The 11,986-nt window shown below is 73.5% G+C and carries 10 protein-coding genes and 1 tRNA gene; 10 read left to right on the forward strand and 1 reads right to left on the reverse strand.

Annotated features, from left to right (window positions below):
* Positions 1–482: 482 nt before the first annotated feature.
* The 10 genes from fdh to O7620_RS08620 all read left to right on the forward strand — a co-directional run bounded on the left by fdh (position 483) and on the right by O7620_RS08620 (position 11,238).
* On the forward strand, positions 483–3,755 hold the full coding sequence (fdh, locus tag O7620_RS08575) for a formate dehydrogenase (RefSeq protein ID WP_278122608.1): 3,273 nt from the start codon (positions 483–485) through the stop codon (positions 3,753–3,755).
* Positions 3,748–4,677: a 4Fe-4S dicluster domain-containing protein gene (locus tag O7620_RS08580; RefSeq protein WP_151489630.1), complete on the forward strand. Its 930-nt coding sequence runs from the start codon at positions 3,748–3,750 to the stop codon at positions 4,675–4,677. Before fdh ends, O7620_RS08580 begins: the two co-directional genes overlap by 8 nt.
* Positions 4,674–5,789, forward strand: coding sequence for an NrfD/PsrC family molybdoenzyme membrane anchor subunit (gene nrfD, locus O7620_RS08585; RefSeq protein ID WP_278122609.1), 1,116 nt, complete (start codon positions 4,674–4,676; stop codon positions 5,787–5,789). Before O7620_RS08580 ends, nrfD begins: the two co-directional genes overlap by 4 nt.
* A 38-nt stretch (positions 5,790–5,827) precedes the next feature.
* A tRNA-Sec gene (locus O7620_RS08590) sits at positions 5,828–5,923 on the forward strand.
* 22 nt (positions 5,924–5,945) lie between these two features.
* Entirely contained in the window at positions 5,946–7,253 is a 1,308-nt protein-coding gene (gene selA, locus O7620_RS08595) for an L-seryl-tRNA(Sec) selenium transferase (RefSeq protein WP_278122610.1), read from the forward strand.
* Between the two features lie 2 nt (positions 7,254–7,255).
* Positions 7,256–9,010: a selenocysteine-specific translation elongation factor gene (selB, locus tag O7620_RS08600; RefSeq protein ID WP_278122611.1), complete on the forward strand. Its 1,755-nt coding sequence runs from the start codon at positions 7,256–7,258 to the stop codon at positions 9,008–9,010.
* Between the two features lie 89 nt (positions 9,011–9,099).
* The gene (locus O7620_RS08605; RefSeq protein WP_278122612.1) at positions 9,100–9,384 is read left to right on the forward strand and encodes a hypothetical protein; all 285 of its coding nucleotides are present in this window, start codon (positions 9,100–9,102) and stop codon (positions 9,382–9,384) included.
* Between the two features lie 39 nt (positions 9,385–9,423).
* Positions 9,424–9,621: a hypothetical protein gene (locus O7620_RS08610; protein ID WP_088989536.1), complete on the forward strand. Its 198-nt coding sequence runs from the start codon at positions 9,424–9,426 to the stop codon at positions 9,619–9,621.
* A 79-nt stretch (positions 9,622–9,700) separates the two neighbouring features.
* Positions 9,701–10,978: a hemolysin family protein gene (locus O7620_RS08615; RefSeq protein ID WP_278122613.1), complete on the forward strand. Its 1,278-nt coding sequence runs from the start codon at positions 9,701–9,703 to the stop codon at positions 10,976–10,978.
* Between the two features lie 74 nt (positions 10,979–11,052).
* The gene (locus O7620_RS08620) at positions 11,053–11,238 is read left to right on the forward strand and encodes a hypothetical protein (RefSeq protein WP_036410487.1); all 186 of its coding nucleotides are present in this window, start codon (positions 11,053–11,055) and stop codon (positions 11,236–11,238) included.
* Between the two features lie 5 nt (positions 11,239–11,243).
* On the opposite strand, the gene O7620_RS08625 is transcribed toward O7620_RS08620, so the two are convergent.
* Positions 11,244–11,894 (reverse strand): hypothetical protein, encoded by a 651-nt coding sequence (locus tag O7620_RS08625; RefSeq protein ID WP_278122614.1) that lies wholly within the window; start codon positions 11,892–11,894, stop codon positions 11,244–11,246.
* Positions 11,895–11,986 lie beyond the last annotated feature (92 nt).

The following is an 11,986-nucleotide window of genomic DNA, read 5'->3' on the forward strand; positions in this document are numbered from 1 at the left end:
GCGGCCACCGGCCACCGGCCACCGGCCACCGGCCACCGGCCACCGGCCACCGGCCACCGGCCACCGGCCACCGGCCACCGGCCACCGGCCACCGGCCACCGGCCATCGGCCATCGGGTCTCGGCCACGGTTTGGCGGTGCGACCGACGCGTGGGATGGAACCCCGCAAGGCCAGCCAGGCAGCCAGCCGGGCGATGCGATCGGGTCGGCGCGGCGGGGTGGGGGAACAACGTCGGGGGCGGGCTGGTTGTGGTGGGTGTCGGTGTGACTCAGTGTCCCCGGGCCTCACCTAATATTGCCGTCGCGGATTTCCGTTTGGCTGGAGCCGCGTCGCGCCACTCGCCGAGAGGCGACCTGCACACCGACACCAGCGCCGCCCCCGACCCACCGGCCGGGGGCGGCGCTGTCTGCGTTCTCGGTTCGCGAACCTGGCTCAGTTGACCTATCTTCGAGGGGTCGCTCGCGTGGGAGGGGGTGTCGGGGATGGGGCTGCGGACCTTTATCGAGGGTTGGCCGGTCTACCGGCAGCTCACCGGCACCGACCCGCTGGGCCGGGGCGTGGCGGCCAAGTCCGCTGGCTCCCGGGCGCTGAGCGCGCGCACCGAGACGGCCGATTCGGTGGCCCGGTCCGTCTGTCCGTACTGCGCGGTGGGCTGTGGCCAGCGGGTGTACGTGAAGGACGGGCAGGTCAGTCAGATCGAGGGTGATCCGGACAGCCCGATCTCGCGGGGTCGGCTGTGTCCGAAGGGTTCGGCGAGCAAGAGTCTGGTGACCAGTCCGCTGCGGCAGACGACGGTCCGCTACCGCCGACCGTACTCGACGCAGTGGGAAGACCTGGAGCTCGACACCGCGCTCGACATGATCGCCGACCGGATGCTCGCCGCACGCGAGCAGACCTGGGAGGACGCCGACACGCAGGGCCGGCCGCTCAACCGGACGCTGGGGATCGCCAGTCTGGGTGGGGCGACGCTGGACAACGAGGAGAACTACCTCATCAAGAAGTTGTTCACCGCGATGGGGGCGTTGCAGATCGAGAACCAGGCCCGTATTTGACACTCCGCCACCGTCCCCGGTCTGGGGGCCAGTTTCGGTCGTGGCGGTGCGACGGATTTCCAGCAGGACATCGCCAACGCTGACGTCATCGTCATCCAGGGTTCGAACATGGCCGAGGCGCATCCGGTGGGTTTCCAGTGGGTGATGGAGGCGAAGCGGCGGGGTGCGAAGGTCTTCCACGTGGACCCGCGGTTCACCCGGACCAGCGCTCTGGCCGACGCGTACCTGCCGATCCGGGCGGGCACCGACATCGCCCTGCTCGGTGGGGTGATCCGCTACATCCTGGACAACGACCTCGACTTCCGGGAGTACGTGCTCGCGTACACCAACGCGGCGACGATCGTCAGCGACCAGTTCATCGACACCGAGGACGGCGACGGCTTCTTCTCCGGCTTCGACCCGGAGACCGGCACGTACGTGCAGGACAGCTGGCAGTACGCGGGGCATGAGGGTTCGTCCGGCAGCGGGCACACCGCTCAGGAGCGGGACAGCGCCTCGGGGTTGGCGCACGAGTCGCACGGCGCGCAGGTGGGCGGGCAGACCGAGCGGGACGAGACGTTGCAGCATCCGCGCTGCGTCTACCAGATCCTCAAGCGACACTTCGCCCGCTACACGCCGGAGATGGTGGAGCGGGTGTGCGGCATCCCGCAGGAGCAGTTCCTCGAGTTGGCGCAGGCGTGGACGCGCAACTCCGGCCGGGAGCGCACCGGGATGCTGATCTACTCGGTGGGGTGGACGCAGCACAGCGTGGGTGTGCAGTACATCCGTACCGGCGCGATCATCCAACTGCTGCTGGGCAACATGGGTCGCCCGGGTGGCGGGGTGATGGCCCTGCGGGGGCACGCCAGCATCCAGGGCTCGACGGACATTCCGACGCTGTTCAATCTGCTGCCGGGCTACCTGCCGATGCCGCATCACGCCGAGCACCCGAGCTTCGATGAGTGGGTGGACAGCATCCGGCACCCGGGGCAGAAGGGTTTCTGGGGTAACGCCCGGACGTTCGCGGCCAGCCTGCTGAAGGCGTACTGGGGTGACGCGGCAACCGCCGAGAACGACTACTGCTACGGCTATCTACCCCGGCTCACCGGCGATCACGGCACCTACCAGCAGGTGCTCAACATGATCGACGGCAAGATCAAGGGCTATTTCCTGTTGGGGCAGAACCCCGCGGTCGGGTCGGCGCACGGTCGGGCGCAGCGGCTGGGCATGGCGAACCTGGACTGGCTGGTCGTGCGGGACCTGTTCATGATCGAGAGTGCGACGTTCTGGCAGAACGGCCCGGAGGTCGCCACCGGCGAGATCGTCCCGCAGGAGTGCCGAACGGAGGTGTTCTTCCTGCCCGCCGCGTCCCACGTGGAAAAGGAAGGGACGTTCACGCAGACGCAGCGGTTGTTGCAGTGGCGGGAGAAGGCCGTCGACGCCCCGGGCGACGCCCGCTCCGAGCTGTGGTTCTTCTACCACCTGGGCCGCAAGCTGCGGGAGAAGCTGGCCGGCTCGGCGCTGCCGCGCGACCGGGCGCTGCTCGACCTCACCTGGGACTACCCCACGCACGGTCCGCACGCGGAGCCGAGCGCCGAGTCGGTCCTGCGCGAGATCAACGGGTACGACGTGGCGACCGGCCGCCCGCTGTCGAGTTTCGCCGAGGCCCGCGCGGACGGCTCCACCGCGATCGGTTGCTGGATCTACACCGGGGTGTACGCCGACGGCGTCAACCAGGCAGCCCGGCGCCGGTCCCGCCATGAGCAGGACTGGGTGGCCGCCGAGTGGGGCTGGGCGTGGCCGGCGAACCGGCGGATGCTCTACAACCGGGCCTCCGCCGACCCCGACGGCAACCCGTGGAGTGAGCGCAAACGCTACGTCTGGTGGGACGCGGACAAGGCCGAGTGGACCGGCTACGACGTGCCGGACTTCGAGAAGGGCAAGCCGCCGTCGTACCGGCCGCCGGAGGGCGCGTCGGGGCCGGAGGGCATCGCCGGCGACGACCCGTTCGTCATGCAGGGCGACGGCAAGGGCTGGCTGTACGCGCCCAGTGGTGTGCTGGACGGGCCGTTGCCGACGCACTACGAGCCGGTGGAGTCGCCGGTGCGCAACCCCCTGTACCGGCAGCAGGCCAACCCGACCCGCAAGATGTACGCGCATCCGGTGAATTCGGTGAACCCGAGCCCGCCGCAGGAGCACGGTCAGGTGTTCCCGTACGTGTTCACGGTCAGCCGGCTCACCGAGCACCACACTGCCGGCGGGATGAGCCGTACCGTGTCGCCCCTGGCCGAGTTGCAACCGGAGATGTTCGTCGAGGTGTCACCGGAGCTGGCGGTCGAGGCCGGGCTGGAGCATCTGGGCTGGGCCCATCTGGTCAGCGGCCGGGCGGTGATCGAGGCGAAGGTGCTGGTGACGGATCGGCTCGCCCCGTTGCGGGTGGATGGTCGGATCATCCACCAGGTGTGGTTGCCGTACCACTTCGGTTTCGAGGGTCTGGTGACCGGCGACTCGGCCAACGACCTGTTCGGCATCAGCCTCGACCCGAACGTGCTCATCCAGGAGAGCAAGGTCGGCACCTGCGATGTGCGGCCCGGCCGCCGGCCCACCGGGCCGGCGCTGCTCGACCTGGTGGCCGACTACCAGCGGCGGGCCGGGATGATCCCGGGCGGGCACGCGCCGGCGGTCACCGGCGACAGCGAGGGGGAGCGGCGCGGTGATTCCTGATCCGAACAGTCTGTACGGGCCGCTGGATCCGGCGCCGGACGCCGGTTACGAGGACGCGCCGCCGCGGATGGGGTTCTTCACCGACACGAGTGTGTGTATCGGGTGTAAGGCGTGTGAGGTGGCGTGCAAGGAGTGGAACGGTGTGCCGCAGAGCGGGCTCGACCTGCTCGGCATGTCGTACGACAACACGGGCGCGTTGACCGCGAACTCGTGGCGGCACGTCGCGTTCATCGAGCAGCCCCGCCCCGCCGCCGACGTGCTTGGTGAGCCGGCCGACACCGGCGCGGGCCCGCAGTTCCTCGGGATGCCGGGGGCGCAGCCGCCGGGTCGGGCTTCCGGTGCCGAGGGCCGCTCGGACTTCCGCTGGCTGATGATGTCCGACGTGTGCAAGCACTGCACCCATGCGGCGTGTCTGGACGTCTGCCCGACGGGTTCGCTGTTCCGCACCGAGTTCGGCACGGTGGTGGTGCAGGAGGACATCTGCAATGGCTGCGGTTACTGCATCTCCGCCTGCCCCTACGGCGTGATCGATCAACGCAAGGGTGATGGTCGGGCGTGGAAGTGCACCCTCTGCTACGACCGGTTGGGCGCGGGGATGACCCCGGCCTGTGCCCAGGCGTGTCCCACCGAGTCGATCCAGTACGGGCCGGTGGACGAGTTGCGGGAGCGGGCCGCCGCGCGCGTCGAGACGCTGCGCGAGCGGGGGGTCCCCGAGGCACGCCTGTACGGGCATGATCCGACCGACGGGGTGGGTGGTGACGGGGCGTTCTTCCTGCTCCTCGACGAGCCCGAGGTGTACGGGCTGCCACCCGACCCGGTCGTGACCACTCGCGACCTGCCGAAGATGTGGAAACGCGCCGGCCTCGCCGCGCTGGCCATGGCGGCGGCGACCGTCGCCGCGTTCGTCGGAGGTTCCTCGTGAGCACGGACCGTCCCCCGGTCGGTGACCTCTTCCGCCGCTTCCGCGACCGGCTTGCCGCCGACGATCGGGCAGACCTGGTCTCGCCGCCGCAGCGGACCGCCGACCTCCCCGGCCACCGGCCTGGCCGCCGGGGTGGGCGGCGTGGCGGCGGCGAGGAGTTGCGGGTGCCGGAGGCCGAGTTCACCTCGTACTACGGCCGGCCCGTCCTGAAGCCGCCGGTGTGGAAGTGGGACATCGCCGCGTACCTGTTCACCGGTGGCCTGGCCGCCGGCTCGTCGCTGCTCGCCGCCGGTGGGCAGCTCACCGGCCGGCCCGCGTTACGCCGCGCCGGACGGAGCACCGCGCTGGCCGCCGTCGGCGCCAGCACGGTCTTCCTGATCCGGGACCTGGGCCGGCCGGCACGGTTCCACCACATGCTGCGGGTCGCCAAGCTGACGTCGCCGATGTCGATGGGCACCTGGATCCTCAGCGCGTTCGGGCCGGCCGCCGGTGTCGCCGCGATCGCCGAGACCGCCGGCCTGCTACCCCGCCACGGGGTGCTCGGCGTGGCCCGTCGGGCGTTGCCGCCGGTCGGGCACGCCGCCGGGCTGCTCGCCGCGGGCACCGCGCCCGCGCTGGCCACGTACACCGGGGTGCTGCTCGCCGACACGGCGGTGCCGTCGTGGCATGAGGCGTACCCCGAGTTGCCTCTGATCTTCGCGGGTAGTGCGCTGGCCAGCGGCGCCGGCGTGGGTCTGCTCGCCGCGCCGCCGGCGCAGACCGGGCCGGCCCGCCGGATGGCGGTGGCCGGCGCGGCCCTGGAACTGTACGGCGCGCATCGGGTGGAGACCCGCCTCGGCCTGCTCAGTGAGCCCTACCGGCAGGGCCGGCCCGGTCGGCTGCTGCGCGCCGGTCGGGTGTTGACCGCCGCCGGGGTGGCCGGTGCCCTGCTCGGCCGTCGCAGCCGGGTGGTCGGCGCGGTGTCCGGCGCGGCACTGCTGGCGGCGTCGGTCGCCACCCGGTTCGGCATCTTTTACGGCGGTGTCGCCTCGGCCCGCGACCCCCGGTACACGGTGGTGCCGCAACGCGAGCGGGTGAACGCCCGGCGGAGCGGCGGTGGATCCGACGGCTGACTGAGCGGCCGCTCGGGCGTTGTGATCGAATGTCCGATGGAGGCGTTCAGGCGGCTGGTGCCCCTCCCGGTCTTCAAAACCGGTGTGGTCCGGGACCCGGGCCAGGCGGGTTCGATTCCCGTCCGTCTCCGCCAACCGGCATCAGGAGATGACGCGATGGGCGACGCTCCGGTGGACCCGCGACGTCGGGTGCCCCGCACCGACGCGCTGCTCGCCGATCCGCGACTGGCCGCGGCCGCCGCCACGCTCGGCCGGGACCGGGTGAAGGCGGTCGTCGCCCGGGCGCAGGAGCGGGCCCGGCGCGGCGAGATCGCCCCCGAGGACGTCCGGGACGCCGCCGTCGCCGCGTTGCCCGCGTCCGGGCCCCGCCCGGTGCTCAACGCGACAGGTGTCGTGCTGCACACCAACCTGGGTCGCGCGCCGCTGTCGCCGGCCGCTGTCGCCGCGGTGGTGGCCGCCGCCGGGCACACCGACGTGGAACTGGACCTGACCACCGGTCGGCGGGCCCGTCGTGGCCGCGACGCGCTCGACGCGCTCGCCGCCGCCGTGCCCGACGCCGGGGCCGTACACGTGGTCAACAACGGCGCGGCCGCGCTGGTGCTGGCCGCGACCGGGCTGGCCGCCGGTCGGGAGATCGTGGTCAGCCGGGGCGAACTGGTCGAGATCGGCGACGGTTTCCGCCTGCCCGACCTGCTGGAGAGCACCGGCGCACGACTGCGGGAGGTGGGCACCACCAACCGCACCACCCTCGCCGACTACGCCGCCGCGATCGGCCCGCGGACCGGCTTCGTGCTCAAGGTGCATCCGTCGAACTTCCAGATCACCGGGTTCACCTCGGCCACGACGGTGCGGCAGCTCGCCACCCTCGATGTGCCGGTGGTCGCCGACATCGGCTCCGGGCTGCTGCGCGCCGACCCGCTGCTGCCCGACGAGCCGGACGCCGCCAGCACCCTGCGCGCCGGTGCGGCGCTGGTCACCGCCAGCGGCGACAAGCTGCTCGGCGGCCCACAGGCCGGGCTGCTGCTCGGTGCCGCGGACCTGGTCGACCGGCTGCGCCGCCATCCGCTGGCCCGGGCGGTACGCGTCGACAAGCTCACCCTGGCCGCGCTCGCCGCCACCCTGCACCACCCGCAGACACCGACGCACACCGCGTTGCACGCCGACCCGGGCACCCTGCGCCGCCGGGTGGAGCGGCTGCGCGACCGGCTCGGCGTCGACGGCCGCAAGGCCGAGGTGGTGCCGGCGGTCGCCGTGGTCGGTGGCGGTGGCGGCCCCGGCGTCGAGTTGGACTCGTGGGCGCTGAGCCTGCCCGAGCGGTACGCGACGCCGCTGCGCACCGCAGACCAGCCGGTCCTCGGCCGGGTGGTGCGCGGGCGGCTCCTGCTCGATCTGCGTTGTGTGCCCGCCGACGCCGACGAGGCGCTCCGGGCGGCCGTCCTGCGCGTCCCCGACGGGGACGACTGAGCATGTTCGTCGTCGCCACCGCCGGGCACGTCGACCACGGCAAGTCGACCCTGGTCCGGGCGCTCACCGGGATGGAACCCGACCGGTGGGCCGAGGAACGCCGCCGGGGGATGACGATCGACCTGGGCTTCGCCTGGACGACACTGCCGTCCGGTGGCACGGTCGCGTTCGTCGACGTACCCGGGCACGAGCGGTTCGTGCCGAACATGCTCGCCGGGGTCGGCCCGGTGCCGGCGGCGCTGATCGTGGTCGCCGCGGACGAGGGGTGGATGCCGCAGTCCGCCGAGCATCTGGCCGCGCTCGACGCCCTCGGCGTCGGGCACGGCCTGTTGGTGGTGACCCGCGCCGACCTGGCCGATCCGGGGCCGGCGGCGGCGCGGGCGCGGGCCGAGATCGCGGCGAGCAGTCTCGGCGCGGTGGACGCGGTGGCGGTCAGCGGCGTGACCGGCGCCGGCCTGCCCGAGCTGCGTGCCGCCCTGGACCGGCTCGCGGCCGGCCTGCCCGCGCCCACCGTGGACGGACCGGTCCGCCTCTGGGTGGACCGCAGCTTCACCGTGCGGGGCAGCGGCACCGTGGTCACCGGCACCCTCGGCGCCGGACGGTTGCGGGTGGGCGACGAGCTGGAGTTGGCCGGCGCCGACGAGCCGGTCCGGGTCCGGGGCCTGCACTCCCTCGGCGAGGCCCGCGCCGAGGCGACGGCGGTCGCCCGGGTGGCGGTCAACCTGCGCGGTACGCCCCGCGACCGGCTGGGCCGTGGCGACGCCCTGCTCACCCCGGGGCGGTTCCACCGCACCGACCTCGTCGACGTGCGGCTCACCGGTGACCCGGCAGCCGACCTGCCCGCCACCCTCACCCTGCACGTCGGCTCGGCGGCGGTGCCGGTGCGGGTGCGCCCGCTCGGCCCGGACACCGTCCGGTTGCGGCTGGCCCGGCCGTTGCCGCTGCTGGTCGGCGACCGGGCGCTGCTGCGCGACCCGGGCCGGCACCACGTGGCCGGCGGGGTACGCGTGCTGGACGTGGCGCCGCCACCGCTGTCCCGACGGGGTGCCGCTGCGGCCCGCGCGCTGGTCCTCGCCGACCTGGACGGTCGACCCGATCTCGCCGGTGAGCTGCGCCGCCGACGGCTGGTCCGCGCCGACACGATGATCCGGATGGGCGTGCCGGTGCACGTCGCGCCGGTGGCCGGTGACTGGTTGGCCGACCCGGCGCACTGGCGGCGGCTCGGCGAGCAGCTGACCGAAGAGGTCACCCGCTACACACGGGAGCACCCGCTGGAGGCCGGGATGCCGGTGGACGCGCTGCGGCAACGCCTCGCCCTGCCCGACCGGGCGCTGGTCGAGGCGCTGGTCCGCCCGCCGTTGCGCGTCCGGGCCGGACGGGTCGGGACGGCGGGCGGCGACGCGCTGCCCGAGCCGGTGGCCCGGGCCGTGCAGCGGGTCCGCGCCGAGTACGGCGATCGACCGTTCCGCGCCCCCGAGGCGGACCGTCTCGTCGATCTCGGTCTGGGCCCCCGCGAGATCGGCGCCGCGGTGCGGGCCGGCGCGCTGCTGCGGCTGGCCGACAACGTGGTGCTGCTGCCCGACGCGCTCGACGACGCGGTCCGGGTGCTGGCCGGGCTGCCGCAGCCGTTCACCCTCTCCGCGGCCCGGCAGGCGTTGGACACCACCCGCCGGGTGGCGGTGCCGCTGCTGGAGCTGCTGGACCGTCGGGGGGCGACCCGTCGACTGCCCGACGACGCCCGGATCGTCGTCGGTTGAGCGCCGCACCCGGCTCGGGACGGGGCTGACAGAGGAGGGCGCCGACTGGGGTAAACCGGCCGGGACCGCGGTTCGCGACGCGGGGCTGGATGCTCGTGTGGACCGTGCCGGACGGGCAGACCCGGTACGCCCTCGTCGATCCGCCCGCCGCGCAGTCGTACCCCGTTGAGCCAGGTCCGCCCGTCTCCGGCGCGCGGGACGCCCGGCTCGCGGCGGCCGCGGCCCCGTGGGGTACGGCGGGCGCCCCCGCGCACCGCATCGCGGACGCCGCCGCTGTGCTCGCCGTCGTGCTGAGCCTGCTGTGGCTGGGGCGGATCACCATGTTGGTCTTCGTCGCCCGCCTGTTGCTCGGCACGGCGGTGGTGCCGGGCTAACCGGCCCCCGGACCGGGGGCGGTCACCTACGGTGACGCCATGGACCCTTCGGCGGTCTGGCGGGACCGGCAGCACCAATGGCGGATCGAGGCGTACCGCGCGCCGGATCTGCGGTTCGCCATCTACGCGACCAACGGCCCCACCGAGTCGGTGCCGCTCTGGCTGTTCGGTATGTCGGCGCTGGCCCGGTGGTTGATGACCCACTCGATCTCGCTGGACGACCTGGAGGTCGACTGAGCCTCGGACCGGCCGGAAACCGGGTCACGGCCTGCTCGGCTGCGGTTGAGTGACCTCAGGTGGTGGACGGGGGTGCGCGATGGGCGGTCAGCTCGGGCAGGTGGTGCTCGTGGCCGTCCTGGTGCTGGTCAACGCCGCGCTCTCCGGCAGCGAGATGGCCCTGGTGACGTTGCGTGAGGGGCAGTTGCGGCGGTTGGGTCGGCGCTCACGTGCGGGCGACCGTCTGGTGCGTCTCTCCCGCGAACCGAACCGCTACCTGGCCACCATCCAGCTCGGCATCACGCTGGCCGGCTTCCTCGCTTCGGCGGCGGCCGCGGTGTCGCTGGCCGGGCCGCTGGTCGGTCCGTTGGGCTTCCTCGGCGCGGCGGCCCGTCCAGCCGCGGTGCTGGTGGTGACGGTGCTGCTGACGTTCGTCACGCTGGTGCTCGGGGAGTTGGCCCCGAAACGGCTGGCCATGCAGCGGGCGGAGCGCTGGGCGCTGCTCAGCGCCGGCCCGCTCGACCTGCTCGCCCGGCTGTCCCGACCGGCGGTGTGGCTGCTCAGCCGGGCCACCGACGCCGTGGTGCGGTTGGCCGGCGGCGACCCGCGCGCCAACCGGGAGGAGATGACCGAGGAGGAGCTGCGCGAGATGCTGGTCAGCCAGCGGGGCCTGTCGGCGCAGCAGCGGGAGATCCTGACCGGCGCTTTCGACATCGCCGGGCGGACCCTGCGGGAGATCCTGGTGGCCCGGCGGGAGGTGACCGCCCTGCCGGCGAGCCTGAGCACCGACGAGGGGGTCCGTCGGCTGGCCGCCGCCGGCCGGTCCCGCGCGCCGGTCACCGGCCCCGGTGGCCTGGACGAGGTGGTCGGTGTGGTGCACATCCGGGACCTGGTGCGGGCCGGTGCCGGCACGGTGGGGGAGCAGGTGCGAGCGCCGCTGCTGCTGCCGGTCACGCTGCCGGTCGCCGACGCGTTGCGCCAGCTTCGTCAGGAGCACCAGCAGTTGGCCCTGGTGGTCGACGAGCACGGCGGCATCGACGGCATGGTGACCATGGAGGATCTGCTGGCCGAGGTGGTCGGCGAGCTGTACGACGAAACCGACCGCGACGTGCACGGGGTGACCCGGGAACCGGACGGGTCGCTGCTGGTGCCCGGTGACTTCCCGCTGCACGACCTGCCCGACCTGGGGGTGCGGCTGAGTTTCCCGCTGTCCCGGGAGTACACGACGGTGGCCGGTCTGGTGTTGGCGCGGCTGCGGCACCTGCCCCGTGAGCCGGGGGAGACCGTGCGGCTGCCCGGGCTGACGCTGGAGGTGGTGGAGGTCGCCGACCGGGCGGTGCGTCGGGTACGCCTGCGCGGGTTCGTCGCGGACCGTTGAGTGTGTCGCCCAACAGGGGGACAATTGCCACGAAACCGGTCCGGAGCGGTTGAGGGTCACCTACGGTGCGGTACGTGAAGGACCGAGGGTTGCGTACGTTCGTCACGGTGCTGGCCGGCCTCGCCGTGATCTACTTCGGCAGCGCCGGCCGCAGCCCCGAGGAGGGCCGTGGCATCTCCGGCGGGGTGGTGGTGCTGGCGCTGCTCGCCGCGCTGCTGGTGTGGCACCTGACCCGACCGGGCGACAAGACGGTCAAGTGAGCGCCTCAGCGGGCCGCCACGCGGGTGACCTCGCCGGCGGACTCCTCACCGAGCGCCACCCGGACCAGCGCTGAGGCGAGCCGGCCGAAGTCCGGCTCGTCGACCAGCCCGGCCAGCCCGTCGGGTGAGCCCGGCAGACCCAGCCGCTTCGCCCCGGCCAGGGCCCGACGGTCGGCGTACGGGCGCAGGTCGGACCAGACCGTCTGCGCCTCCCGCAGGTAGATGTCGGCGCCGGTGGGGCCGATGCCGGGGAACTCGGTGAGTCGTCGGCGCAGCCCGGCCGGGTCACCCTGGGCCTCGTGGTGCAGCCGCCGCAGGTCGCCGTGCCAGCGGTCCAGGCACAGTCGGGCGCCGGTGCCGAGCATGGTGGCGGTGCGCTCGTCGTAGCGGCGGTAGTGGCCCCGGCCCAACGCGTCGACCCGCTGCTGCCAGCTCGCCGCCTCCATCGCCTGCGGCGTGCGGTAGCCGGCGGCGAACAGCTCTCGCGCCGCGTCCACGGCGATACACGCGCGGATCCGGGTGCTCAGCAGGGTGGCCAGCACCAGGAGTTGGTACAGCGGCCCGGGTCGGTCGGAGAGCCGGATACCGGCCTCCTCCGCGTAGGTGCGGCCACGCCGGTCCAGCAGGACCCGCACCACCGTTCGATCGTCGCCCACACCGACGGGGTACCCACTCCGCGGCCCGCTAGCCGCTCCCCGGTGGGCGGGGCCGGAATGCCGCCGGTGCCCGCGGGTATGCCGCCGGTGGA

Origin of the sequence: Micromonospora sp. WMMD710, from assembly GCF_029626045.1 — a bacterium.
In the GTDB taxonomy this organism is placed as follows: Bacteria; Actinomycetota; Actinomycetes; order Mycobacteriales; family Micromonosporaceae; genus Micromonospora.

What these genes read in the sequence shown, in the direction of transcription:
- selA (WP_278122610.1), top strand. Translation starts at nt 5,946, where the DNA reads ATGGGCGACGCTCCGGTGGACCCGCGACGTCGGGTGCCCCGCACCGAC.
- O7620_RS08610 (WP_088989536.1), top strand. Translation starts at nt 9,424, where the DNA reads ATGGACCCTTCGGCGGTCTGGCGGGACCGGCAGCACCAATGGCGGATC.
- selB (WP_278122611.1), top strand. Translation starts at nt 7,256, where the DNA reads ATGTTCGTCGTCGCCACCGCCGGGCACGTCGACCACGGCAAGTCGACC.
- O7620_RS08615 (WP_278122613.1), top strand. Translation starts at nt 9,701, where the DNA reads ATGGGCGGTCAGCTCGGGCAGGTGGTGCTCGTGGCCGTCCTGGTGCTG.
- O7620_RS08605 (WP_278122612.1), top strand. Translation starts at nt 9,100, where the DNA reads ATGCTCGTGTGGACCGTGCCGGACGGGCAGACCCGGTACGCCCTCGTC.